General features: G+C 73.9%; 24 protein-coding genes. 4 read left to right on the forward strand and 20 right to left on the reverse strand.

Features of this window, described 5'->3' with window-relative positions:
• Positions 1–112 precede the first annotated feature (112 nt).
• The 3 genes from N555_RS0103485 to N555_RS0103495 are packed head-to-tail and all read left to right on the forward strand — an operon-like array spanning position 113 to position 3,113.
• Positions 113–1,246, forward strand: a complete 1,134-nt coding sequence (locus N555_RS0103485) for an acyl-CoA dehydrogenase family protein (protein WP_029430113.1) — start codon at positions 113–115, stop codon at positions 1,244–1,246.
• Positions 1,243–2,502, forward strand: coding sequence for an acyl-CoA dehydrogenase family protein (locus N555_RS0103490; RefSeq protein ID WP_029430114.1), 1,260 nt, complete (start codon positions 1,243–1,245; stop codon positions 2,500–2,502). Before N555_RS0103485 ends, N555_RS0103490 begins: the two co-directional genes overlap by 4 nt.
• Positions 2,499–3,113 carry a TetR/AcrR family transcriptional regulator gene (locus N555_RS0103495; RefSeq protein ID WP_029430115.1) on the forward strand — a complete coding sequence of 205 codons (615 nt, stop codon included), beginning with the start codon at positions 2,499–2,501 and terminating at the stop codon, positions 3,111–3,113. The genes N555_RS0103490 and N555_RS0103495 overlap by 4 nt, the downstream gene beginning before the upstream one ends.
• A gap of 72 nt (positions 3,114–3,185) precedes the next feature.
• On the opposite strand, the gene N555_RS0103500 is transcribed toward N555_RS0103495, so the two are convergent.
• The 7 genes from N555_RS0103500 to N555_RS0103530 all read right to left on the reverse strand — a co-directional run bounded on the left by N555_RS0103500 (position 3,186) and on the right by N555_RS0103530 (position 11,254).
• Entirely contained in the window at positions 3,186–4,754 is a 1,569-nt protein-coding gene (locus tag N555_RS0103500) for an ABC transporter substrate-binding protein (protein WP_029430116.1), read from the reverse strand.
• Between the two features lie 181 nt (positions 4,755–4,935).
• The gene (locus tag N555_RS0103505) at positions 4,936–5,838 is read right to left on the reverse strand and encodes an ABC transporter permease (RefSeq protein WP_034508598.1); all 903 of its coding nucleotides are present in this window, start codon (positions 5,836–5,838) and stop codon (positions 4,936–4,938) included.
• Positions 5,835–6,791 (reverse strand): ABC transporter permease, encoded by a 957-nt coding sequence (locus N555_RS0103510; protein ID WP_029430118.1) that lies wholly within the window; start codon positions 6,789–6,791, stop codon positions 5,835–5,837. The genes N555_RS0103505 and N555_RS0103510 overlap by 4 nt, the downstream gene beginning before the upstream one ends.
• Entirely contained in the window at positions 6,788–7,831 is a 1,044-nt protein-coding gene (locus N555_RS0103515; RefSeq protein WP_051683689.1) for an ABC transporter ATP-binding protein, read from the reverse strand. The genes N555_RS0103510 and N555_RS0103515 overlap by 4 nt, the downstream gene beginning before the upstream one ends.
• Entirely contained in the window at positions 7,821–8,831 is a 1,011-nt protein-coding gene (locus tag N555_RS0103520) for an ABC transporter ATP-binding protein (protein ID WP_034508601.1), read from the reverse strand. The genes N555_RS0103515 and N555_RS0103520 overlap by 11 nt, the downstream gene beginning before the upstream one ends.
• A gap of 251 nt (positions 8,832–9,082) precedes the next feature.
• Entirely contained in the window at positions 9,083–9,730 is a 648-nt protein-coding gene (locus N555_RS26565) for a TetR/AcrR family transcriptional regulator (RefSeq protein ID WP_051683691.1), read from the reverse strand.
• A gap of 36 nt (positions 9,731–9,766) precedes the next feature.
• Entirely contained in the window at positions 9,767–11,254 is a 1,488-nt protein-coding gene (locus tag N555_RS0103530) for a class I adenylate-forming enzyme family protein (protein ID WP_029430122.1), read from the reverse strand.
• A 101-nt stretch (positions 11,255–11,355) separates the two neighbouring features.
• Here N555_RS0103530 and N555_RS0103535 point away from each other — a divergent pair, with 101 nt between their 5' ends.
• Positions 11,356–12,027, forward strand: a complete 672-nt coding sequence (locus N555_RS0103535) for a PadR family transcriptional regulator (RefSeq protein ID WP_029430123.1) — start codon at positions 11,356–11,358, stop codon at positions 12,025–12,027.
• Here the strand turns inward: N555_RS0103535 and N555_RS0103540 are convergent.
• The 13 genes from N555_RS0103540 to N555_RS0103600 all read right to left on the reverse strand — a co-directional run bounded on the left by N555_RS0103540 (position 12,024) and on the right by N555_RS0103600 (position 24,816).
• Positions 12,024–12,314, reverse strand: a complete 291-nt coding sequence (locus N555_RS0103540; RefSeq protein WP_029430124.1) for a winged helix-turn-helix transcriptional regulator — start codon at positions 12,312–12,314, stop codon at positions 12,024–12,026. The two genes, N555_RS0103535 and N555_RS0103540, sit on opposite strands and share 4 nt — an antisense overlap.
• A complete protein-coding gene (locus tag N555_RS0103545; RefSeq protein WP_029430125.1) occupies positions 12,311–12,715 on the reverse strand; it encodes a VOC family protein in 405 nt (134 codons plus the stop codon). Before N555_RS0103545 ends, N555_RS0103540 begins: the two co-directional genes overlap by 4 nt.
• Before the next feature lie 63 nt (positions 12,716–12,778).
• Positions 12,779–13,117 (reverse strand): hypothetical protein, encoded by a 339-nt coding sequence (locus N555_RS0103550; protein WP_029430126.1) that lies wholly within the window; start codon positions 13,115–13,117, stop codon positions 12,779–12,781.
• Between the two features lie 7 nt (positions 13,118–13,124).
• A complete protein-coding gene (locus tag N555_RS0103555; protein WP_029430127.1) occupies positions 13,125–15,428 on the reverse strand; it encodes a CaiB/BaiF CoA-transferase family protein in 2,304 nt (767 codons plus the stop codon).
• Positions 15,425–16,750 carry an amidohydrolase family protein gene (locus N555_RS0103560; RefSeq protein ID WP_029430128.1) on the reverse strand — a complete coding sequence of 442 codons (1,326 nt, stop codon included), beginning with the start codon at positions 16,748–16,750 and terminating at the stop codon, positions 15,425–15,427. The genes N555_RS0103555 and N555_RS0103560 overlap by 4 nt, the downstream gene beginning before the upstream one ends.
• The gene (locus tag N555_RS0103565; protein ID WP_029430129.1) at positions 16,747–17,181 is read right to left on the reverse strand and encodes a Zn-ribbon domain-containing OB-fold protein; all 435 of its coding nucleotides are present in this window, start codon (positions 17,179–17,181) and stop codon (positions 16,747–16,749) included. Before N555_RS0103565 ends, N555_RS0103560 begins: the two co-directional genes overlap by 4 nt.
• Complete coding sequence (locus tag N555_RS0103570) at positions 17,178–18,341, reverse strand: thiolase family protein (protein ID WP_029430130.1); 1,164 nt, start codon at positions 18,339–18,341, stop codon at positions 17,178–17,180. Before N555_RS0103570 ends, N555_RS0103565 begins: the two co-directional genes overlap by 4 nt.
• Before the next feature lie 139 nt (positions 18,342–18,480).
• Positions 18,481–19,443, reverse strand: a complete 963-nt coding sequence (locus N555_RS0103575) for a phosphotriesterase family protein (protein WP_029430131.1) — start codon at positions 19,441–19,443, stop codon at positions 18,481–18,483.
• Positions 19,444–19,450: 7 nt separating this feature from the next.
• The gene (locus tag N555_RS0103580; RefSeq protein WP_029430132.1) at positions 19,451–20,968 is read right to left on the reverse strand and encodes a GMC family oxidoreductase; all 1,518 of its coding nucleotides are present in this window, start codon (positions 20,966–20,968) and stop codon (positions 19,451–19,453) included.
• 79 nt (positions 20,969–21,047) lie between these two features.
• The gene (locus N555_RS0103585; protein WP_029430133.1) at positions 21,048–21,476 is read right to left on the reverse strand and encodes a cupin domain-containing protein; all 429 of its coding nucleotides are present in this window, start codon (positions 21,474–21,476) and stop codon (positions 21,048–21,050) included.
• A 28-nt stretch (positions 21,477–21,504) separates the two neighbouring features.
• Positions 21,505–22,818, reverse strand: coding sequence for a TIGR03619 family F420-dependent LLM class oxidoreductase (locus N555_RS26570; protein WP_051683692.1), 1,314 nt, complete (start codon positions 22,816–22,818; stop codon positions 21,505–21,507).
• A gap of 65 nt (positions 22,819–22,883) precedes the next feature.
• Positions 22,884–23,684: an enoyl-CoA hydratase/isomerase family protein gene (locus N555_RS0103595; RefSeq protein WP_029430135.1), complete on the reverse strand. Its 801-nt coding sequence runs from the start codon at positions 23,682–23,684 to the stop codon at positions 22,884–22,886.
• 16 nt (positions 23,685–23,700) lie between these two features.
• Positions 23,701–24,816 carry an acyl-CoA dehydrogenase family protein gene (locus tag N555_RS0103600; RefSeq protein ID WP_029430136.1) on the reverse strand — a complete coding sequence of 372 codons (1,116 nt, stop codon included), beginning with the start codon at positions 24,814–24,816 and terminating at the stop codon, positions 23,701–23,703.
• Positions 24,817–24,821 lie beyond the last annotated feature (5 nt).

The raw sequence follows: 24,821 nt of genomic DNA on the forward strand, positions 1-24,821 counted from the left end.
GGGTCGGATGAGACACTTGCTACCGAACTTGTATCGCACGTATCGTCCGCCCGGCAAGGGCCCGGCGTGGTTCGCAGCGCGGTTCCGGCCCCAGACACCTCGAGGAGGCGGCATGGCCTTCGGCCTGTCGGACGACCAGGAGCTGTTCCGCTCGACCTGCCGGCGCGCGCTCGAGGCCCGCGCCCCCGTCGAGCGGGTGCGCGAGCTGATCGGCGACCCGCTGGGGTTCGACCGCGCGACGTGGACCGCCGTCGCGGAGCTCGGTTGGTACGCGATGTTCGTGCCCGAGGAGCTCGGCGGCGGCAGCGTCTCCGGCGAGGCGCTGGTCGACGCGGCGATCGTGGCCGAGGAGCTCGGCCGGCTGGTGCACCCCGGCCCGGCGCTGGTCACGAACGTGGTCGCGGCCGGCCTCGCCCGGGCGGCCTCCCCGGAGCTGGCCGAGCGGGTGCTCCCGGGCATCGCCGCCGGCGAGCTGATCGCGACCTGGGCGTACGCCGGTCCTGACGACGCCCTGCCCCGGCGGCTCCCGGTCAGCGCCACGCCGGACGGGGACGGCTACCGCCTCGACGGCGTCGCCTCCTACGTGCCCGACGCCGCGGCCGCCGACCTCCTGCTCGTCAGCGCGGCGACCGACGAGGGACCGGCGCAGTTCCTCCTCCCCCGCGACACCCCGGGCGTCGAGGTCGAGCCGCTGGAGACCCTCGACCTGGCCCGGCGCCTGGCCACGGTCCGCCTCTCCGGCGTGCGGGCCGGCGCCGGCACCCTGGTCGGTGCGGCGGGGAGCGCCGGCGCCGACATCGAGCACCAGCTGCGGGTCGCCCTCGTCCTGCAGTGCGCCGAGACCACCGGAGCGACCGCGCGCGGACTGGAGATGACCGTGCAGTACGCCAAGGACCGGGTCGCCTTCGGCCGGCCGATCGGCTCGTACCAGGCGCTGAAGCACCGCATGGCCGACCACCGGATGTGGCTGGAGGGCTCCGCGGCGATCACCGCGCACGCGGCCCGCTCGGTGCAGGAGGACCGGCCCGACGCGGCGATCGCGCCCCGGGTGGCCGCGGCGCACGTCGGCAGGCGCAGCACCGCCACCCTGCACGACTGCATCCAGCTGCACGGCGGCATCGGCATGACGTGGGAGTACGACCTGCACCTGTACTTCCGCCGGGTCATCAGCAACGAGGTGCTCCTGGGCAGCCCCGAGACGCACCAGCGCGCACTCGTGGACATCGCGGAAGGAGTGGCGGCATGACCGACGTCATCGAGGTCCCGCAGCAGGAGGCGCCGGAGCAGGAGAGCGTGGCCGAGTTCCGGGTCCGCGCCCGCGCCTGGCTGACCGCCCACGTGCCGCTGAAGACCCCCGGCGAGTCGTTCCTGCAGTGGGACGACGAGGGCGTGGCCCGGTCCCGCGCGATCCAGCGCGCGCTGTGGGACGGCGGCCTCGCCGGCGTCCACCTGCCCCGCGAGTACGGCGGCCTCGGCCTGAGCGCCGCGCACCAGGAGGCGTTCCGCGAGGAGGCAGCCGACTTCCGCATGCCGGAGGAGTTCGGCAACGCGTTCAACGTCGTCGTCCCGACCCTGCTGGCGCACGGCAGCGAGACGCTCAAGCGCCGGCACATCTGGCCGATCCTGCGCGGCGACGCGATCTGGTGCCAGTTCCTCTCCGAGCCCAGCGGTGGCTCCGACCTCGCCGGGCTGCTCACCCGCGCCGACCGCACCGAGGGCGGCTTCGTCCTCAACGGCGCCAAGATCTGGACCACCGGCGGCAACTACGGCGACTGGGCCATCTGCCTGGCCCGCACCAACCCCGACGTCCCCAAGCACGCGGGCCTGACGATGTTCGTCGTCGACATGCGCACCCCCGGCATCGAGATCGCCCCCGTGCGGCTGCTCGACGGCAGCGCCGACTTCTGCCAGGAGCACATCGACGACGTCTTCGTTCCCGCGGAGAACGTCGTCGGCGAGGTCGACGACGGCTGGCGCGTGGCGACCACGCTGATGGTGAACGAGCGCAGCGCGATCGGCCGTGGCTGGTCGCTGGCCGGTCAGCGCGGGCAGCAGGAGGACACCGGCATCGGCCTGGACCCGACACTGCTGGACCTGGCCCGCGAGGTCGGCCGCGACACCGACCCCGCCGTGCGCGCGCTGATCGGCGAGCGGTGGGTGCTGAACGCCGTCATGGCCGCGACCACGAAGCGGGTGGGCTCGGCCCTGCGCGCCGGCGACCTGCCCGGTCCGGCGGCGGCGATCCTCAAGGCCATGGCCGGGGCGGTCGGCCCGCGCGCCGGCGAGATCGACCTCGCCGTCGCCGGCGCCCGTGCCGCGGCCTGGCCGGCCGGCGAGGAGAACTGGGGCCTGCACCGGCTGTCCAGCCACGGCATCGGCGGCGGGACGACGGAGATGCAGCGCAACGCGATCGCCGAGCGGCTGCTCGGGCTGCCCCGCGAGCCGAGCGAGGACCGGGTGCTGCCGTTCCGCGAGCTGCGGCACAACACGCGGCCTGCATGACGGCGCTGCCGGAGCCCGCGGAGACGGCGGCCGATCCCGACACCCGTGACCGCATCCTCCGGGCCGGGATGGACTGCGTGACCCGGTACGGCCGGGCCAAGACGACGATGCAGGACGTCGCCGTCGCGGCCGGGCTGTCCCGGGCGACGCTCTACCGCCACTTCGTCGACCGGGGCGCACTGTTCAACGCCATCCGCGACTTCGAGCGCCGGCGGGACACGGCCACGATCACCGAGCGGGCCGGGCGCACGACCACCCTGCGCGACGCGGTCGCGGTCGTCGCGGAGGTCCTGGCCGCGACCGGCATCCGGTACCGCCAGGGCGAGCACCTCGCCGCCGGCGACGAGAGCCTGGCGCGCTTCCTCGCGCTGCGCTCCGGCCGGGAGCGCGAGCGGGTCGCGGCGATGGTCCGCCCCTACGTGGAGCGCGCCGCCGCCGGTGGCGAGTTGCGGTCCGGCGTCTCGGCCGCGGCGGCCGAGGAGTGGATCGCGCTCACCCTGAGCCAGGCCGGATCGCTCAGCGGCCTGCGCTCGGTCGACGTGCACGACCCCGCGGCGCTGGGCGGCTGGCTGGCGCGCATGGCCTGCGCCGGCGTCTGCGCCCGTCCCTGACCAGTCCGCCCACGACGCACAGCGGGCGCGGTCCCCGGGAAGGGGACCGCGCCCGCCGCTGCCGCGTGCGGCCTACTGCTCCAGCCAGGCGCCGTCCAGCAGCACCGAACCGGTCCCGTAGAGCCCGACGCCCTGCAGGTCGCCGAGGACGTTCTCGCGGGTCGCGCTCCAGATGATGAACGGGTACAGCTCGCCCACCCGCTCCTCCACCGTCGTGTAGTACTCGATGCGGGACTGGTCGTCCGTCGCCACGCGGGCGGCGTCCAGCGCCTCGTCGATCTCCGGGTCGCTGATCTTGGAGAAGTTGAGGAACGACGTGGAGTAGAGGCCCGAGTACAGCTGCGGCTCGGGGTCGACGAACTGCAGGCCGGCGATGCTGGCCTGGAACTGCCCGCCCACCAGCGCCCCCTGGGCACCGGCGAAGTCCCGGTTGTCGATCTCCATCGTCACGTTGTCGAACGCCGCGAGCTGCGACTGCATGGACTGGGCGACGGCCAGGGCCTCGGTGGTCGGGAAGGTGACCATGGTGAACTCCAGCGGCGTGCCCTCGTCGGCGAGCTCGTCGAAGAGCTCCTGCGCCCGCTCCGGGTCGGAGCCGGAGAGGTACTCCCCCGTGTAGAACGGCGAGTCCTCACCGAACAGCGACAGCGGCACGGTGCCCTCACCCTCGAAGACCGCACTCTGCACGACGTCGAGGTCGATCGCCTTGTAGACCGCCTCGCGGGCCCGCGGGTCGTCGAACGGGGCCACCTGCGTCTGGAAGACGACGGTGCTGCCGCCGTTGGGCTCACTCGGCACCGCGACCGTGATGCCGGCCTCCTCGGCGCGCGAGGTGATCACCGGGCTGTTGTTCAGGATCGCGTCGGCCTGGCCGCTCTGCAGCGTGTTGAACCGCTGCTGCGCGTCGTTCTGCGCGGTCAGCGTCAGCCCGTCCAGGTAGGGCTTGGGCGCATCCCAGTACTTCTCGTTCTTGACGAGCTCCATCGCGCCGCCGCGGTTCCAGGTCTCGAGCACGAAGGGGCCGGCGCCGATGGGTGCTGCGTCGAACGCGGCCTGGCCGCCCTCGAGCGCGGCGGGCGAGCCGATCCAGTTGAGCGCGCTGGTGGCGATCGTCTGGTCGAAGGCGAGGGTCGGGCTGTTGAGTGTGAACTCCAGGGTCTGCGGGTCGACCACCGTCGTCGTCTTGATGTTGATGGCGACGGCGATGACGGGCGCCCGGAGCTCGATGCTGCGGTCGCGGTCCCAGTTGGCCTGCACCGCCGCGGCGTCCAGCGGCGTGCCGTCGGAGAACGTCAGCCCCTCCTGCAGCACCAGCCGGTAGGTCGTCCCGCCGTCGGTGGTCTCCACGCTCTCGGCCATCGACGTGCTGATCTCGCCGGTGATCGGGTCGTTGGTGACCAGCTGGCCGTACAGCGCGTTGCCGACCAGCGAGTTGGTCGTCAGGTTGTTGCTCAGGTACGCCGGGTCCAGCGTCCGCGGCTCGCTGACCATGCCGATGGCCGCGGTGCCGCCGGCCACCGGTTCGCCGGAGCCCTCGGAGCCGCCCCCGCCCCCGCCGTCGTCGTCGCTGCCGCCGCAGGCGCTGAGCGCCAGGGCCGTGGTGACGGCCAGGACGAGTAGGGAGTTCCGTCTGCGGGGCATCGCGGGTCCTCTTCGATCGGGGGTGCCGCTCCATCCGGTGATCGGATTGAGCGGGCGTTCACGAGAGTCTGGCCCGAGCAGCGTGAGCCACGCGACAGCTATTAGAACAATGATGGTAACTATCGCATAACATCGCCCACGGACGTCCGGACGGCTGCCGGCGCCGACGGGACGCGCCCGCTCAGTCGCTCGCGGTGCGGTCGAACCGGGCCCGCAGCGAGTCACCGATCTGGTTGAGCGCGAACACCGTCAGGAACACCACCACCGACGGGACCAGGACGAGGTACGCCGCGTCGTCGAGGGAGTCCTTGCCGGCGGCGATCATCCCGCCCCAGCTCGGCGTCGGCGCCGGGATGCCGAGGCCCAGGAAGCTCAGCGAGCCCTCGGCGACGATCAGCGACGCGATCACCAGCGGGAGGTAGGAGGCCACCGTCGGCAGCACGTTGGGCAGGATCTCCCGCCGGATGATGCGGGGGCTGGTGGCCCCCATGTTCCGCGCCGCCCGCACGAACTCCCGGGACCGCCAGGAGATGGTGTTCGCGCGGGACAACCGGACGAACGACGGGATCACCAGGATCGTCAGCCCCACCGTGAGGGTGAAGAGGCTGGGCTTGGTCACCGCCGAGATCGACAGCAGCAGGATCAGCGGCGGGAACGCGAGCAGGGCGTCGGTCACGTAGGTGATGACGGCGTCCACCCAGCGGCCGAAGTAGCCGGCGAGCAGCCCCAGGAACGTCCCGATGACGAAGGCGACGGTCCCGGCGACGAGGCCGACGACCAGCGAGACCCGGGCGCCGTACAGGATCCGCGAGAGCTCCGAGCGGCCGAAGTTGTCGGTTCCTAGCAAGAGGTCCAGCCCGTTGCCGAAGCCGGGCGGGGTCCGCGGCGGGCCGGCCGCGACGTCGAAGTCGGACACGGGGAGCAGCGGCACCAGGGCGGCCAGCACCACCACGAGGACGAGCCAGGACCAGGAGAGGCCGACCGACACCGACCGCTTCCGGCGGACGACGGGGACGACCGGCTCGCTCTGGACGACCTCCGACAGTGCCCCGCCTGTCTGGTCGAGGTAGTCGATCTGGGTCACGCCTTGACCTCCTTGCGCACGCGGGGGTCGAGCAGGCCGTAGCCCAGGTCGACGGCGGTGTTGAGCGCCACGTAGACGACGGCGATGAAGGCCACGACGCCCTGCACCACGACGACGTCCCGCGCGGTGATGGAGTTGACGACCAGCGAGCCCAGGCCGGGCAGCGAGAACAGCGTCTCCACGATGACCGTGCCGCCCAGCAGCCGGCCGGTGCTGATCGCCAGCAGGGTGATCAGCGAGAAGGACGACGGCCGGAAGGCGTGCCGCATCATCACGAAGCTCGGCGACATGCCCTTGGCGCGGGCGGCGGCGATGTAGTCCTCGCGCAGCGTGCTCACCAGGTCGGTCCGCAGCAGCCGCTGGAACGCCGCGATCTCCGCCAGGGCGATCGCGAACGCCGGGAGCAGCGCGCTCTCCAGGTTCGGCCCGAGCCCCTCGGACAGGTCGTTCCAGCCCGAGACCGGGAAGAGGTCCAGCTGCAGGGCCAGGAAGTAGACGAGGATCGGCGCGGCCACGAAGGCCGGGATCGACAGCGACGCCGAGGCGATCGCGCTGGTGAACCGGTCGACCACGCTGCCCGGCCGCGCGGCTGCCGCGACGGCCAGCGGAACGGCGATCCCGAGGGCGATGACCTGCGCCAGGAGCGCCAGCTCGAGGGTGACCGGGAGCCGGTCGGCGATCATCTCCGTCACCGGGAGGTCGGTCAGCAGGGACGTGCCCAGGTCGCCGTGCAGTGCGTTGACCAGCCAGTCCCAGTACTGGACGAACACCGGGTCGTTCAGCCCGAGCTCCTCGTTGAGCGCGGCCACGGACTCCGGGGTCGCGGCGGGGCCGAGGATGATCGTGGCCACCGAGCCCGGGGCCAGACTCAGCAGGGCGACGACCATGAAGGTCACGAGCAACACCACGAGGACGCTGCGGGCGACCTTGCGGAGCGTGCCGGAGAGGGTCATGCGGAGCTCCTGGCGGGGACGGGGACCGCCGCGCCGCCGGCGGCGGCCAGGACCTCGGGAACGGGTAGCGGGTGGTGGCACGCGGCGAACTGCCCGGGCCGGATCTCGGCCACCTGCGGCTCCTCGGCGGCGCACTGCTCGTCCGCCCGGGGGCACCGGGTGCGGAACCGGCAGCCCGTGGGCGGCGACAGCGGGGAGGGCAGGTCACCCTCGAGGGCCGGCCCGGTGAAGCCGTCCACCGCGTCGGGCTGGGGCACGGAGTCCAGCAGGGCGCGCGTGTAGGGGTGGGCCGGCGAGGCGTAGACGGCCTCGGGCTCGCCGAACTCGCACAGCTTGCCCAGGTACATGACCAGCACCCGGTCGCTCACCGTGCGCACCACGCTCAGGTCGTGGGCGATGAAGACCACCGTCAGGCCGAGGTCGCGCTTGAGGTCCTCGACCAGGTTGAGGATCTGCGCCTGGACGGAGACGTCGAGCGCCGACACCGGCTCGTCGCAGATCAGCAGCTGCGGCTCCACGGCCAGGGCGCGGGCGATGGCCACCCGCTGCGCCTGACCGCCCGACAGCCGGCGCGGCAGCAGGTCGCGGAACCGGTCGTCGGCCAGCCCGACCGCCTCCAGGACGCGCCCGGCCGCCGCCTCCTGGTCCTTCCGGGACGCCCCGGCGATGTCGAGGCCCTCGACGACGAGCTCGCGCACCGGCCGGCGCGGGTTCAGCGACCCGACCGGGTCCTGGAAGATCATCTGCATCTCGCGGCGCAGCGCGCGCATCTCGCGCTCGTCGAGCCCCTCGATGGCCCGCCCCCGGAACCGGATGCTCCCCGAGGTGACGGTGTCCAGGCGGAGCACCGCGCGGCCGGTCGTGGACTTGCCGCAGCCGGACTCGCCGACGATGCCCAGCGTCTCCCCCGGCAGGACGTCGAAGCTGACCTTCGACACCGCCTGGACGACGCCGGCCGACGTCCGGTACTCGACGACCAGGTCCTCGACGCTCAGCAGCGCCTCGTCCCCGCGCAGGTGCGCGGCACCGCTACCGGCCATCGGAGCTCCCTCCCGCGACGACGAGGTCGGGCGCACCGGCCGGGTTCAGGCAGGCGACCCGGTGGTCGGCACCCACCGACTCCATCGGGATCGGGCCCTCGGCGCAGCCCTCGACGGGCGCGGTGCACCGCTGGGAGAACCGGCAGCCCGGCGGCGGTGCCGTCGGGTCGGGCAGGCTGCCCTCGATCACCCGCAGCCGGGCGTGCCGCTCCTGGTGCAGGGTGGGAGTGGCGTCGAGCAGCGCGTGCGTGTAGCGGTGCCGGGGGGCGGCGAAGACCTCCCGCGTGGCCCCGGTCTCGGCGAGCTGCCCCGCGTACATGACGGCGACGCGGTCGGTGCGGCCCGCGACGACGGAGAGGTCGTGGCTGATCAGCATCATCGCCATGCCGCGACTGGTCTGCACGCGGCGGAGCAGGTCGAGGATCTGCCGCTGGATCGTCACGTCGAGCGCGGTCGTCGGCTCGTCGGCGATCAGCAGGTCCGGCTCGCAGGCCAGGGCGATCGCCAGCATCACGCGCTGCCGCATGCCCCCGGACATCTGGTGCGGGTAGTTGCCGAGCCGGGCCTCCGGATCGGGGACGCCGACCTCGTCGAGCAGCCGCACCGCCCGGGTGCGGGCCTCCGAGCGGCCGACGCCGAGGTGTCTGCGCATGCCCTCGGTGAGCTGCCGCTCGACCCGGACGACGGGGTTCAGCGAGCGGCCCGGGTCCTGGAAGACCATGCCGATCTGCTTGCCCCAGAGGTCGCGCTGCTCCTTGACCGGCAGCGTCATCAGGTCCTGGCCCTTGAACTGGATCGACCCGGACCGGGCGGCGCGCGGCGGCAGCAGGCCCATGATCGCCCGGGCCAGCATGGACTTCCCCGAGCCCGACTCACCGACCACGCCGAGCGCCTGGCCGGCCTCGATGGCGAGCGAGACGTCGTCCACCGCACGGACGGCGCCCCGCGGGGTGCCGATGTGCATGTGGAGATGGGAGACCACGAGCAGCGGCTCGGTCATCGGACGGGTTCCTCCGTGTCGCCGTTCGGGACGGTGCGCGGTGGTCCCCCCGGACGTGGTGGGCGGCGCTGGGACACGGCTGCCCGGGTCGCCGGGGGCGGTGCGACCTGGGTCACAGCATTGAACACGGCCTCACGGGTGTCAACGCTAAAGAAGTAATGATTGAGATTGGATATTCTCGACATCCGGCGACGCCCGAGGTACCCCCCCAGGGGCGTTGCCCGCGGTCGCCGGGCGCCGGCGGCCGGCGACTACCGCGCTGCGGCGAAGGCGTCCCGCACGAAGGCCCGGAAGTCGTCGTCGTCGACGACCACCGAGGTGCCGAGCAGGGCCGGGTCCATGCCGTGGTGGGCCGTCACGAGCGCCGACAGCAGCCGCACCAGGACCACGGGGTCCCCGGCGCGGATGCTCCCCTCCCGCTGACCGCGGGCCACCAGGTCCACGACCGGGGCGAGCGCCTCGTCGCGCCGCTCGGCGAAGGCCCCGAGCGACCGCGGGAACTCCTGCTCCCCGCCGGGAGCCACCATGCGGGCCGACAGCTGGCCGAACCCGGGGTGCTGCCGGTGGAAGCCGATGACCACGTCGACCCACGCGACGAGGACGTCGATCGCCGACCCCTCCCGCCCGGCGCAGACGCGGGTGAGCTCGGTCAGGCGCCCGCCGCGGCGGCGGATCACCTCGGCGAGCAGGTCCTCCTTGTTGGCGAAGAACAGGTACACCGCACCGACCGAGAAGCCGCACCGCTGGGCGACCTGCTGGAGGCTCGTGCCGCGGTACCCCCGCGCCCCGAACAGCTCCTCGGCGGTGTCGAGCACGTCGTCCCGGCTGACCTCGATCCTCGGGCGCCGGACCGGGCGCGGGACGCCCCCGGCGGCGCCGTCCGGGAGGGGCGTGGCCATACGGCCAGGATCGCACGCTCGCGCGGCCGCGCCGGGTCAGCCCGCGGCGAGCGCGCGCACGCCCTCCACGCTGACCTTGAGGGAGCCGGTCCGCGGGAGCCGGTCGACGACGAGGACGCGGGCCGGGACCGCGTAGGCGGGCAGCCGGTCGCGGACGAACTGCTTCAGCTCGGCCTCCGTCGGCGGCTCGGCGCCTCCCACGAGCTCGACGGCCGCGAACGGCACCTCGCCCAGCCGCTCGTCCGGCGCGCCCACGACACCGGCGTCCTGCACCGCCGGGTGCTCGACCAGCACGGAGATCACGCTCTCCGGGAGCACCTTGAAGCCGCCCCGGTTGATGGCGCCGTCGGCCCGCCCGTGCAGGTAGAAGAAGTCGTCCTCGTCGCGGGACGCGAAGTCGTTGGTCCGGATCCACTCCGGGCCGAGCATCTCGACCTGCGCCTCGAGGATCCCCCGCTCCCCGGTGGGCACCTCGTCCCCGGTCGCCGGGTCGACGATGCGGACCCGCACGCCGGGGTACGGCCTGCCCGAACTGGCCCGCTTGGCCGCGCCGAACTGCTGGTAGAGGTCCCAGGTCCAGGTGAGCACGCCGCCGGCGAACTCGGTCGCCCCGTAGGACCACAGGACGGGGATGCCGTACTCCTCCTCGAACCGCTGCTTCAGCTCCGGCTCCAGCGGTCCGGCCCCGCCCATGTACAGCTGCACCGACGCGAGGTCCTCCCGCGGCACGCCGGCGCCGAGGATCATCCGGATGACCGCCGGCGGGCCACCGAGCGCCTTGAGCCCGAACCGCTTGACGTTGGCGACCAGTTCCTCGACGGAGAACTTCTCCAGCAGCACCGTCCGCCCGCCGGCGTACGGGACGGCGATGAGGCTGCAGACCCCGCTGATCCCGCCGAACGGCGCGAAGAGCACCGAGGGCGTCGGCTCCCCCGCCGGGCGCGCCATCAGGGCGCTCTGGGCGGCGCGCTCGAGCACCGGCATGCGGATGGCGATCCGCTTCGGCGGTCCCGTCGTCCCGCTGGTCAGCACCTGCACCGACGGCTCCGGGGGCGGCTCGGCGAACGGACCGGGGCCGAGGACGTCCAGGCCCTCGACGACCGAGACCCGCTCGCCGTCGAGGGAGAGCGCGAGGCCGACCGTGCCGCAGCGACGGGCCGCGTCCACCACGGGCGCCGTCCAGTCCTCGCGGTCGGCGACCAGCACCGCGGGCCGCAGCTTGTCGACGTCGCGGGCCATCGACTCCGCCGACTGGAAGGCGTAGACGAGGGCGAACGAGCGCTCGGCGCCGACCAGCCCGATCATCGCCGCGGCGTGCGGGACCCGATTGCGGACGACGAGGGCGACCGGCGCGTCCTCGGGCACCCCCGCCGCGCGGGCCAGCTCCTCGATCCGGGAGCTGATGCCGGTGAGGTCCTCGCCGGTGTACCAGGTGCCCTCGAACTCGATGACCGGATCGGCCCCGTAGCCCGCCAGTCGTTCGCGGATCAGGGTGCTGAAGTCGGTGGCGGTGCTGCTGCCCACGCGGAGACCTCCTCGTCGCCTTGTGAGTGCAATCTAGCCAATGATGGTGAGGATGGGCAGAGGGCGGGGACATCGATCCGCGCCGGTCCTAGGCTGACGGGATGGCCGAGCCGTCGTCCGCCGAGGGTGCTGCCGCCGAGGGTCTGCCCCCGACGGCGTACACGGTGCTCGGCATCCTCGCCACGCTCGACGAGGAGCTGACGGCCGCGGAGATCAAGAAGCGCTGCGACTTCACGCTGCGCTGGTTCTACTGGTCCCCCGCCGTCAGCCACATCCGCCGGGAGCTCTTCCGGCTGCGCGACCTCGGCCTGGTGACCGAGCGCGAGGTCCCGCTCGGCCGGCTGCGCCGCAGCGTCGTCTACCGGACGACCGACCGCGGCGAGGAGCTGGTCCGCCGCTGGGCTGCCGCCCCCGCCGCCGACGAGCAGGTCGTGGTCAAGGACCCGGCGCTGCTGCGGGTGTACTTCGGCCACTTCACCGAGCCGCACGAGCTGGTCGCACTGCTCGACCGCCGGCTGGCGCAGCTGGAGGAGCAGATCGCCGACCTGGTGTGGAGCCGGCGGCGGATGCACGAGCTCGGGCTGGACGCCGAGCCGGATCTGGACTCCCGGCTGGCGCTGGGCGAGTACCTGCTGCGGGCGGCGCACTTCGAGCTGGGCAACGTCCGGCAGCTGCGCGACCGCATCGCCGACGCCGATCCCGAGCGCTCCGGCCTGCAGGTCACCCGCCCCCGCGGCGAGCTCCGCCGCCGGGGCCGACCCGAGGACCGCTAGCCCCCCGGGCCTCCTCGGGTGCCCCAGCGGCCGAGCGCGTCGATCGCCTCGCGCAGGGCGAGCCCGCGATCGGTGAGCGCGTAGGCCCGGGTGTTGTGCCGCAGCGGCAGGCGGGTCAGCACGCCGGCCGCTTCGAGCTCGCGCAGGCGGGTGGCGAGCATGTTCGTCGGCACCCCGAGCTCGCGCTGCAGGTCGCCGTAGCGCTGCGGCCCGTCGAGCAGCCGCTCCACGATGAGCAGTGCCCACCGTGCGCCGACGACGTCGAGGGCCGCAGCGAGGTCGCTCACGCGGTCGGGTCGCCGTCCGCCTTCATCCAGAACGGCGAGTAGTGGTAGCCGTCGGGGTCGTCGAACTGGCGCTGGTACATGAAGGGGTAGTCGTCGGTGTCACCGATCCGCCCGCCGGCGGCGCCGGCGCGCTCGACGAGCTCGTCGACCGCCTCGCGGCTGCCGAGGTCGAACGAGACCGTGACCTTCGAGGGCGTGCCGGGTCCCCCGATCAGCTCCTCGGTGCCGCCGACGCTCGCGTACATCTCGCGGCTGCCGAGCATGACGTACTGCCCGGGTGTGATCGCGAAGCACGACACGTTGTGGTCGGACATGTCGGGGTTGAGGGTCCATCCGAGGGCGCGGTAGAACGCGGTCGCGCGCTCGACGTTCTCGACCGGGCAGGTGATGAAGAGGCTCATGCGGTCACACTTGCAAAATGCAAGTGTGCCGTCAAGCCCGTTCGGTGCCCGCCGTCCTGTCCGCTAGTTCTCGTCGGAGACGACGCCCAGGTAGGTGCCGTAGGCGGCCATCGCCCGGCCACCGGTCGTGTACCGCGCGAGCAGCCGGGTGCGGGAGCCCACCTCCGCGTCCGCCGGCTGCAGGTCGAAGCGGACGTGCACGTTGCGCGCCTCGGCCGGATCGGTGAACTCGATGGTCACCGCGACCGTGCCCCGCGCCTCGTCCGGCACCGCCGCGGTGATCCGGTGCCGGGAGGTGATCTCGAGGAACGTCTGCGGCCCGGCCAGCTCGACGGTGACCGGGGCGCAGAGCTCCCCGGGCCGGGGCGGCACGCAGAGGGTGGTGGGCAGCGTCGGGGTCATGGCGTCCTCACAGTCCGGCCGGCCGCGTGCCGAGGACGCCGGCCTCGGTCAGCCGGGCCAGCTCGGCGGCGTCCAGGCCGAGCTCGCCGCCCAGGACGTCGTCGTTGTGCTGGCCCAGGGTGGGTGCCGCCGCCGGGATCCAGGGCCCGGGCACGCCGGCGAGGCGGAACGGCATCGCCGTGGTCCGGAAGCTGCCGAGCACCGGGTGCTCGACCTCCTCCCAGAACCCGCGGGACGCCAGCTGCGGATCGGCGACGAGGTCGGCGGGTGCGGCGACCCGCGCCGACGCGATCCCGGCCGACCGCAGGGTCGCCTCCGCCGCGTGCACGTCGAGGCCGGCGGTCCAGCCGCGCAGCGTGCCGTCGAGCTCGTCGGCGGCGGCGCGCCGGCCGGCTTCGGTCGCCAGGTCGGCCCGGCCGGCGAGGTCCGGGCGGCCGAGCACCCCGGTCAGCCGGGTCCACGCCGCGTCGTCGGTCACGGCGACGGCGAGCCACTCGTCGTCGCCGGCGCAGTGGTAGACCCCCTGCGGCGCCGCGCCCGGGCCCCGGTTGCCGTCGCGGCGCGGCTCCGCACCGAGCTGGGCCTCGAGGAACGCCTCGGCGGCGACGGTCAGCGCCGTCTCCACCATGGTCGACTCGACCTGCATGCCCGCGCCGGTGGCGTCGCGGACCTCGAGCGCGACGATCGCGGCGAAGGCGGCGTGCAGGCCGGCGAGCGGGTCGCACACCCCGCGCGGGATCAGCGGCAGGCCGTCGGCCCGGCCGGTCATCCACGCCATGCCGCTGGCCTGCTCCATGGTCTGGGCGAAGCCGACGCGGTCGCGCCACGGACCGTCGAGCCCGAACGCCGGCATGCGGACGACGACCACCCGCGGGTTGGCCGCCCGCAGGTCGTCGTACTCCAGGCCGAGGTTGCCCAGCACCCTCGGCGAGAAGTTCTCCATGACCAGGTCGGCGCCGGCGACCAGCCGCAGCGCCAGTTCCCGGGCCTCGGGGCGGCCGAGCTCCAGGGTCACCCCGCGCTTGCCGCTGTTGGAGGCCTGGAACAGGTGCCCGGTCTCCCACCACAGGTCCTCGGTGGCCGGGCGGGCGCCGGAGAAGCGCATGCCGTCGGGCCGCTGCAGGCCCTCGACCTTGACCACGTCGGCGCCGAGCGCGGCGAGGGTGTGCGTGCCGGCCGGGCCCGCCCAGAACGCGGTCAGGTCGACGACCCGCAGTCCGGCCAGCGGACGGTCCGCCGGGGCGTCTGTGGCCACCGGCCGGGTGCGCGCCGGCCACTCGACGGTCGACGCACCCGCCGCCGGGACCTCGCCCGGCGGGACGGTGGCGAAGGCGTCGCTGCGGTAGGGCACCCGTGGCTGCCGGAGCCCGGCGGCGTTCGGCACGAAGACGCCACGCTCGGCGAAGTGGTCGATGCCGGCGACGGTCGAGGGCGTGCCGATCGGCGCGACCGGGATCCGCAGCGCCGAGGCGAACTCGACGATCTCCGCGGTCGTGCGCACCGCCGCCCACTCCTCGACCATCGCGAGGAACTCGTGCCGGCGGGCGACCCGCGAGGCGAACGACGCCAGCTCCGGGTCGCCGATCAGCTCCGGCCGCCCGACGAGCACGAGGAAGTCGGCGAACTGCTGCGCGGTGACGGTGCAGAACCCGACCAGCCCGTCGGCGGTCGGCACGATGCTGGGCAGCTCGAGCATCCGCGGCGCCGGCGCGAGGTCGGGACCCAGCAGCTGGGCCTGCACCGCGCCGAGCCCGCCCATGGTGACGACCATCGCCTCGAACTGCGCGACGTCGACCAGGTCGCCGGCACCGGTCCGGCGGGCCCGGCGCAGCGCCGCGGCACCGGCGACCGCGCCGTACACGCCGGCCACCCACTCGCCGATCCGCCCGCCGGCCTGCAGCGGCTCCTCCCCCGGCCACCCGCGGGTGCCGATCGAGCCGCACATCGCCTGCAGCACGAACTCGTTCACCGGCAGGTCCGCGTAGGGCCCGGTGGTCCCGAAGGGGGTGAGCGAGACGACCGTGGTGGCCGGGTGCGCGCGGAGCGGGGCGTCCCCGTGCGACCCGTCGGTGAGCACCAGGTCGACGTCGGCCAGCAGCTCCGCCGTCCCCGGGCCGGCCGGCAACGAGCGCTTGCCGGCGGCCAGGAACCCGAACAGCGGGCCGCGCGCGCGGAGCGCCGAGCCGGCGCCGGGTTCCACCATCACCACGTCCGCGCCCGCGTCGGCGAAGAGCTTCCCGCAGTAGGCCGCGGGCACCCCGGCGGAGAACTCGACGACGCGGACGCCGGCCAGCGGGACCGGCGCGCTCACTTCCCGGCGGCGGCCTTGGCGGCCGCCTCCGCGGCGGCCTTGGCGGCCTGCCCGACCTGCGTCATCCGGCCCCAGGCCTCGAGGTCGCGCTCGCTGGCCTGGCGGCCGACCCGGGTGACGACGTCGACGTCGGTGGCCTGGCTGCGCAGGTGGCCCGCGGTCGCCTGCTCCTTCGGCACGTACCGGAACGGGTCGAAGGAGTAGGCCTTCATCGCGTTGAGGTGGGTGATCTTGTTTATCTGCTCGTCCGTCAGGAAGCCCATGGTCTCCATGACGTCCTCCGGCGCGAACGGCCAGTTGGTGTCGGAGTGCGGGTAGTCCGACTCCCAGCACAGGGCGTCCTCGTTGAACCAGTCGAGCAGCCGGACGCCGATCTTGTCGCTGATGAAGCACGTGTAGAAGTGCTTCCGGAAGACGTCGGTGGGGCCGGAGTAGCCGGGCGGGAACTCGTGCTTGGTCCACCCCGAGTGCCGGTTGTGCACGTGCTCGGACCGCCAGAGGAAGTACGGGATCCAGCCGACGTCGCCCTCGGTGAGGGAGAACTTCAGGTCGGGGAAGTCCTTGTAGAAGCCCGCCCACAGCATCTCGACCAGCGTGAACATGCTCATCATCGACGAGGACGCCATGCCGACGCTGGGCGGCGCGTCGAAGGACACCATGGGTGCCCGCGACGAGGATCCGACGTGGGTGCACAGCACCACGTCGTTCTCCGACGCCGCCTGGAACAGCGGGTACCAGTAGTCGGTGTGGATGCTCGGCATGTTCAGCGCCTGCGGGTTCTCCGAGAACGTGACCGCGTGGCAGCCCTTGTCGGCGATCCGGCGGATCTCCTTCGCGGCCTCCTCGACGTCGTACAGCGGGAGGATGCCGCAGGGGATGAACCGGCCCGGGTACGCGCCGCACCACTCGTCGATGTGCCAGTCGTTGTAGGCCTTGATCATGATCAGGTTGAGGTCGCGGTCGGGGCCCTGGTTGAGCACCTGGCCGGAGAACCCGGTGAAGTTCGGGAAGTTGAGCCCGGCCAGCTGGCCGCCGGCGTTCATGTCCCGGACCCGCTCGTCGACGTTGAAGCAGCCCGGCCGCATCTCGTCGTAGCGCAGGACGTCGACGTTGTACATCTCGCGCGGCTTGCCGGCGACGGCGTTGAGGCCGAGGTTGCGGCCCTTCAGCTCGCCGTAGAACCACTGCTGGGTGCCGTCCTCCTGCTGGACGACCCGCGGCGCCTGGTTCTTGTACTTGGCCGGCACGTGGGCGTCGAACATGTCCGCGGGCTCGGAGATGTGGTCGTCGACGCTGATGAGGATCAGGTCGTCCTTGTTCACGGGGTCTCCTCGGGGGCTTCGGGGGCGAAGTACGGCAACGTGAGGGAGTCGGTCACGGCGACGAAGCGGACGGCCACCGGCAGGCCGGCGCGGATGTCCTCGGGCGCGACGTCGACGAGGTTGCTGAGCAGCTGGAAGCCCTCGGCGACGTCGACGATCGCCGGCGCGTAGGGGACGGCGAAGGCGGGCGTGGCCGGGCGGTGGACGACGGTCCAGCTGTAGACGGTGCCGCGGCCGGAGCTGACCTCCCACGCGAGGTCGCCGGAAAGGCACTCGCGGCAGGTCTCCACCGGCGGGAAGGTCACCGCCGCGCAGTCGCGGCAGCGCTGGAAGCGGAGCTCGCCCTCGGCGCACCCGGCCCAGAACGGCGCGCTGGCCCCGGTGGGCGCCGCGTGCGGGAGCGGTCCGTGCTGCGGCTCGAGCAGGGTCACGGCAGCTCCGTCCCGAGCAGGACGACGGTCGTGAAGAGCGCGCCCGCACCGCCACCGCTGCAGAGGGCCACGCGCGCGCCGGGCACCTGGTTCGGCCCGGCCTCGCCGCGCAGCTGCTGCACGCCGCGGACCACCCGCTGGAACATCTGCGGCGCCGCGCCGGCGTGGCTGAAGGCCATCGTGCCGCCGTCGGTGGTGACCGGGGTGGCGCCGGTGAGCCCGATGCCGCCGTCCTCGACGTAGGGGCCGCCCTCGCCGGGGCCGCAGAACCCGAAGGCCTCCAGCTGGCGGATCACCTCGAAGGAGAAGGGGTCGTACAGCTCCAGCACGTCGACGTCGGCGCGCTCCAGCCCCGCCTGCGCGAACGCCCGGCCGGCGGCCCGCTCCCCGATCCGGCCGAGGACCAGTCCGCCGCGGCGCCCGGCGAGGTCCCAGGCCGGCGGGTGCCGGTAGGCGGGACCGGCGTGGTCGGAGCCGGAGCCGAGGACGTGCACCGGCGCGCTCGCGGCATCGGCGGCGCGGTCGGTCGCCGCGATCACCAGCGCACACCCGCCCTCGCTGGTCATCGAGCAGTCGAGCAGGTGGAAGGGGTCGGCGACCATCCGGGAGGCCAGCACGTCCTCGACCGTGATCGGACCCCGGCCGGCGTAGACCGCGCCCGGGGTGTTCGAGCCGTTCGTGCGGATGGTCGCCGCGACCCGCGCCAGCTGCTCCGGCGTCGTGCCGTAGGTGACCATGTGCCGGCGGGCGATCAGCGCGAACTCGGCGGCGGTGAACAGCCCGAAGGGGACGACGAACTCGTTCTCCGGCCGGGTCCAGGGCGCCGTGGCCGACCGGTCGGTGTAGGCACCGGCCTCCGCCGCGACGACGAGGACGACGTCGGCCTCCCCCGCCTCGACCGCGTGCACCGCCTCGGTGATCGCCTGGATGCCGAACTGGCGGCCCAGCCAGGCCGGGCCGAGGCGGAGGTCGTAGAGCAGCCCGGCCGCGGTGGCGTCGCCGCTGATCCCGTCGACGTCGTCGAGGGTCAGGCCGGCGTCGTCCAGCGCGGCGAGGGCGGCGGAGACGGCCAGCCCGCGGGAGGTCGCCCCCTCGAGGCGGCGGGCCTGGGCGGTGTTCGCGACACCCACGATCGCCGCCCGGCGGCCGGTCAGCGACATGTCCGACCTCCCGCCCCCGAGTGACCCAGCTCTCTGCCGGACAGGACTATTAGAACCACGTTCAGTCGTCGGGTCAAGGCCGTCCGGACGCTCCGGCGCGCCTCCCGACCGTGCGGCGAGCGACTCGGTACCGGGACTATTAGTCCCACCGGGAGAGCCAGCGGGCCGGCGCCTCGACCGTCATCCGGCGGACGTCGTCCTCGCCGACGCCGGCGGCGCGCAGGCGCGGCAGGAAGCGGGTGCCGACGTGGTCGACCCGCCACTCCGGCATCTCGGCCAGGCGGCCGGCCAGCATCGGCCCGCCGCGGCCGTACGGCATGGTCGCGGTGTCGTGCGCGAGGTGGACGCGGCCGGCGTGACCGAGCGCGCAGAGCGCCGTGACGAGACCGATCCGCCGGTCGTCGTCCAGGCCGAAGGCGGTGGTGCCGCACCGGTCGACGCCGACGAACGCGCCGAACCCCTCGACGATCTCCCGGTGGACCGCCAGGTCGCCCTCCATCTCGGCGTGCCCGACGACCACGGCGCCGCCGTCCACCCCGAGCTCGCCGACGAGCCGGCGCAGCACCGGGATCGCCGCACCGGGCTGGCAGTGCACGAGCAGCGGCACGTCGAGGTCGCGGTGGGCGGAGGCGGCCGCCTCCAGCGCGGCCGCCTCGTGCGCGGTGAAGTCCCCGCTCTCGATCGCCAGCTTCACGAACGCCGGCCGGGCCCGCTCCGCGCCGACGCCCTCGGTGAGCTCGGTGCAGAAGAACTCCGCCAGCTCGCCCGCCGTGCGGTGCGCGAAGTAGGGCGTCGGCCACCGGCAGTACAGCCCGGTGCCGAAGACCACCCGGACGCCGGTGCGCCGCGAGGCCTCGGTCATCAGGTCGACGTCGCGGCCCATCTCCGGCGGGGTGGGATCGACCATCGCCGCGACCCCGCTCGCCGCGGCGCGCTCGAGCACCGCGACGGCCGACGCGACGACGTCCTCCCGCGCCGGCCGGGGCACCGGGTCGACCTGCCACCCGGCCTCAGCCCAGACGAGGTGCTCGTGCGGCAGCACGAACCCGAGCTCGTCGGCGGCCACCGGCCCGGTGGCGGTGTCGACGTCGGCGCGCGGCACCGCCGGCTCAGTCGGCGCTGCGGAGCAGTGCGTCGGCGATCTTCTCGCCGATCATGATGCAGGTCAGGTTGGTCGGGGAGCTGACCTGGAACGGCATCAGCGAGGCGTCGGCGATCCGCAGGCCATCGACGCCGAACACCCGCCCGTCGGTGTCGGTGACGACGTCGGGCCCGGGCTCCGCGCCCATCCGGGCGGTCCCCACCGGGTGGAAGCCGCTGCCGCAGGCCGACTGCGCGTAGGCGAGGAGGGCGGCGTCGTCGTCGATCACCGCGGTGAGCGCCGGCGAGATCTCCTTGACCAGCGGCCCGAGGTGCGCCCCCTGGAGCGCGGCGTGGGCGACCCGGGCGCCGGCGATCACGTCGGCCTGGTCCTGCGGGTGGGTCAGGAACCGCATGTCGATCCGCGGCTGCACCCGCGGGTCCCGGGAGGCCAGCGTCACCTCGCCGCGGGAGTGCGGCCGGCCCAGGGCCGAGGAGATCGCGATGACCGGGTCCGACGACGGGTCGCCGTAGAAGGAGCCGAGCGCCTGCGGGCTGTAGAGCGCCAGGAGGGCGAACACCCACGGCTCGTCGTCGCTGCGGCAGTAGAAGGCGAAGTAGTTGTCCGGGTCCTGCTCGATGCCCGGCCGGGCGACCGCGGTGACGAAGACGCCGGTGTGGTCCTGCAGGTTGCGGCCCACGCCGGGCGCGTCGAGGACGACGTCGATGCCCAGCCCACGCAGCGCGTCGGCGGGCCCGATCCCCGACCGCAGCAGGATCGGCGGGGTCGCCACGGCGCCGGCCGCGAGGGTCACGCGCGCGCCCTCGAAGCGCTCGGTGCCCTGGTCGGTGACGGCCTCCACACCGACCACCCGGTTCCCGTCGAACAGCAGCCGGTCGACGAGCACCCCGGCGCGGATCGTCAGGTTCGGCCGGCTCCGCGCGGGCTCGAGGTAGGCCGACGCAGTCGACCAGCGGACGCCGTCGCGGACGTTGTGCGCGGTCGGGCCGGCGCCCACCACGCGGTGGTCGTTGTGGTCCTCGGTGACCGGGTGGCCGGTGGCGGCCATCTCCTCGGCGAAGGCCGTGGTGATCGGCTGCCAGCTCTCCCGCGGCTGGCGCCGGATCGGGATCGGGCCGTCGGTGCCGTGCACCGCCCGGTCACCCGCGGGGTCGGACTCCAGTCGCTGGAAGTACGGCAGGCAGGCGTCGAGGCTCCAGTCCGGGGCGCCGGCCTGCACCCAGCGGTCCAGGTCGCCGGGGGTCGGGCGCATGGCGACGACGGCGTTCACCGCGGTCGACCCGCCGAGCACCCGGCCGCGCGGGTAGGGCAGCACGCGGTCGCCGGTCATGGTCGCCGTCCAGCCCCAGTCGGCGTCGGTGAAGTTGACGAACGGGTCGCGCAGCGGCTCGGGGATCGCGTCGACGGAGCCGAAGTCCGGGCCGGCCTCCAGCAGCAGCACCGAGCGGGTGCCGTCCTCGCTCAGCCGTGCGGCGACCACCGCTCCCCCGGCCCCCGACCCGACCACGATCTCGTCGTACGCCACAGCACGTCCCCTCGCCGCTGAGAGTCAATCTTTACCAAGACAGGCTCTCGCGGATGTGACCCACGACGCAAGGGGCCGGTCAGGCGTCCGCGCGGGGCGTGGTGAAGATGCCGCCCAGACCCGAGTGGATCTCGATCCACTCGGCACCCTCGTCGCCGGCCACCCAGGAGTAGAGCGTGTCCGGGATGAAGAACCCCATGCCGGCCGTCACCCGCCGGGTGCCGAACCGGAGCTCGCCCCGGAGCACGTAGTCGACCTGGTGGACGCCGTGGCGGTGGGCCTTCACCCGCTCCCCCGGCGCTGCCGACTCGTGGTAGACGGCCAGCTTCGACGTCTGGACGAGCACCTTGGTGACGAGGTCGCGGCCGAGCAGGGCGAACATCTCCTCGGCGTCCGGGTGATCGGCCATGAGCTCGGCGTTCGAGCGGCCCTCGATCGCCGCGACGTCGAACGCGAACGGCTTGAGGTCCGTCTCGTCGCCCGCTACGCCGTCCACCGGTGCATCCATGCTGTGCCTCCGTCGTGTCGCCTGCCGGTCACGCGAGGGTGGACCGGCGGGAGCGGATCCGCCAGCCCTCGGAGGTCCGGACGAGCTCGTCCGTGTACCGCCCGGTGACCACGGTCGGTCCGTCGTCGCCGTCCCGGTGCAGGTCGTTGCGCTTGGCCGCGGTGCAGGTCGCCGTGTCGCCGTCGACGGTCAGCTCGACGTCGACGACCCGGTGGACGGTGCGGCTGACGTCGGCGTGCGACTCCCGCATGAACGCGATCAGCGCCGGGAGGCCGTCGAGGCGCCGGCCCCCCGGGTACTCCGCGACGACGTCGGGGGTGAACACCCGGTCGAGCCGGTCGAACTCCCGCCGGTCCAGGGCGTCGGCGTAGGCGTGGTGCAGCCCGGCGACGGCGCGGTTGTCGGCGTCGGTGCACGGCGGGGGCGGCGGCGCGGCGACGCGGGCGAGCACCCGCTCCCCCACCTCCGCCAGCCGGTCGGTGACCTCGGCGACCGTGCTGCCGCGCACGCCCAGCGACAGCCAGGTGACCCCGATGTCGGCCAGCCGCTGCACGCTCTCCAGGTACCGCTCGGGGTCGGCGAGCGGGTCGGCGTCGGTCACCATGTAGAGCACGTCGGCCGGGGCGAGCCGACCCAGCTGCTCCCGCTCCTCCTGCAGCTCGCGGATCCACCCGGCGAGCTGGTCGAGCGACTCCAGCTGAGCGGTCCGGCGCCGCTGCACCTGCTCCGGGTTCGTCGGCACGGGCGCCCAGCCGTCGGCCAGCGCGGCCACCCGTCGCCGGGTGAGCCGGGAGTTGCCGCCGATCCACACCGGGGGCCGGGGCGCGGCGACCGGGGTCGGCCGGCTCACGACGCCGTCGGCGGTGGAGTGCCGGCCGGACCGGTCGACGGGCTCGCCGGTCCAGGCGAGCCGGAGCACCTCGAGCGCCTCGTCGAACAGCGCGTTCCGCTCGGCGTAGTCGACGCCGAGGGCGGCGAACTCGGCCTCGAGGTAGCCGGTGCCCACCCCGAGGGTCAGCCGCCCGCCGGAGAGCCGGTCCAGCGTCGCCGTCGTCTTGGCGAGCAGGAACGGGTTCCGGTAGGGCAGGACGGTGAGGAAGGTGAGCAGCCGCATGCCGGCGGTCGCGGTCGCCGCCACCGTCAGCGCCAGGAACGGGTCGAGCTCGTCGTGCCCCGCGCCGTCCAGCCGCCAGGTCTGCGGCGGGGCCGGGTGCTCGGAGAACCCGATCCCGGCGAACCCCGCCTCCTCGGCGGCCGCGGCGATCGACCCGAGACCGTCGGCGGTCAGCAACTCCGGCGGCGGGTCGAGCATCACCGTCGGGTAGGTCAGCGAGAACCGCACGGTCGCTCCTCGATGTGGGGTGGAGGGGATCCGTGGGCGTTACGCCGACGAATCCCCTCCGCGGGTCAGGTGAAGGGCTCCCACTTGGGCTCGCGCTTCTCCACGAAGGCCAGCGGTCCCTCGTTCTGGTCGGGGTGCCCCCACACACCGATGAGGTGCTGGGCGCCGACCCGGCAGGCGTCGGTGAGGCCGAGCTCCAGCGCTCCCCACAGCGCCTTCTTGGTGGCGGCCATCGCGACCGGCGAGTTGCGGGCCACCTTCTCGGCGAGCTCCTGGGCGGCCTCGCGCAGCCGCTCCGGCGGGTCGATCACCTCGCTGCACAGACCGAGCTCGTAGGCGCGCTGGGCGCTCATCCGCTCGTGCCGGCCGACCAGCGCCATCCGCATCACGGCCTCGAACGGGATCTTCTTCGCCAGGCCGATGGCCTCGATCGCGGTCACCTGGCCGACGCTGACGTGCGGGTCGAAGAAGGTGGCGGTCGACGCGGCGATGACGATGTCGGCGTCGGCCACGAAGTGCAGGCCACCGCCGGCCGCCATGCCGTTGACCGCCGCGATGACCGGCTTCGCGACGTTCTGGTGCCACGAGGTGAAGTGCAGGTCGAAGTCGACCAGGTCCTCGCGGTAGCGCTCCATGCCGACGCCGTCGGTGGCGACCTCGACCACGTCGGCCCCGGTCTGGAACGCCCGGCCGTTGCCGGTGTTGACGATGACCCGGACGGCGGGGTCGCGGTCGAGCTCCAGCCAGGCGTCGGCGAGCTCGTCGCGCATCGCGTTGTTCATGGCGTTCAGCTGGTCGGGCCGGTCGAAGACCAGCCAGCCGACATGCCCCTCGCGGCGGATCTCGAGGGTCTCGTACGAGGTCATGGAGAAGGCCTTCCGGTCAGTCGATCTCGGTGTCGAGGACGGCGGCCAGGGCCGCCACGTGGTCGCCCGGCGCACCGAGCAGCTGGGCGCTGGTGCGCGCCCGCTTGAAGTACAGGTGGGCATCGTGCTCCCAGGTGAAGCCGATGCCGCCGTGCAGCTGGATGTTCTGCGCGGAGATGGCGGTGTAGGCCTCGGTGGCCAGCAGCGCCGCCACCCGGCTGTCCCGGGCCAGGTCCGCGCCTCCTGCGCGGGCGGCGGCCTGGACGGCGGAGCGGGCGGACTCGATCTGCACCAGCGCGTCGGCCAGCCGCTGCTTGATCGCCTGGAACGACCCGATCGGCCGGCCGAACTGGATCCGCTGCCCGGCGTAGCCCACGACCATGTCCAGGCAGCGCTGGGCGCCCCCGACCTGCTCGGCGGCCAGCAGCAGCCGGGCGACGTCGGAGGCGGCGGCGACCGCTGCCGTCGCCTCCCCGCCCACGCGGGTCCCGGGCACCCCGTCGAGGGTCAGCCGGGCCATCCGCCGGGTGAGGTCGAGGGTCACCAGCGGCGTGCGGCCCAGCCCCGCGGCGCCGCCCTCGACCGCGACGACGGCGAGCTCGCCGTCCGGCGTCCGGGCCGCGACCAGCAGCAGCTGCGCGTCGGCGCCGTCGACGACGAGGTGCTTGGCCCCGGTGACCCGCCAGCGATCGCCGTCCGGCTCGGCCCGGCAGGTGACGGCGTCCGGGGACCAGCGGCCGTCGTCCTCGGCGAGGGCGACGGTGGCGGTCAGCTCGCCGGCGGCGATCCGCGGCCCGTACCCGGCCAGCGCGCCCGCGTCGCCCAGCGCGGCCAGCAGCGGGACGGCGAGCGCGGCGGTGCCGAACAGCGGCCCGGGCACCAGCGCGCGGCCGGCCTCCTCGAAGGCGACGACGGCCTCGACCGTCGTCAGCCCTCCGCCGCCGTGCTCCTCGGGCAGGAGCAGACCGGGCAGCTCGAGCTGGCCGGCGAGCACCTCCCAGGCGCGCGGGGCGGGGGCGGCGAACATGGCCTCCCGCACCTGCTCGGAGCCGCTCAGGCCGGCCAGCGCCGCGCGGATGCTCGCGCCGAACTCGGCCAGCTCGGCGAGCGAGGTGGTGGAGCTGGTGGTCATCGGGG

This window comes from Blastococcus sp. URHD0036 (assembly GCF_000701365.1).
GTDB lineage: Bacteria > Actinomycetota > Actinomycetes > Mycobacteriales > Geodermatophilaceae > Trujillonella.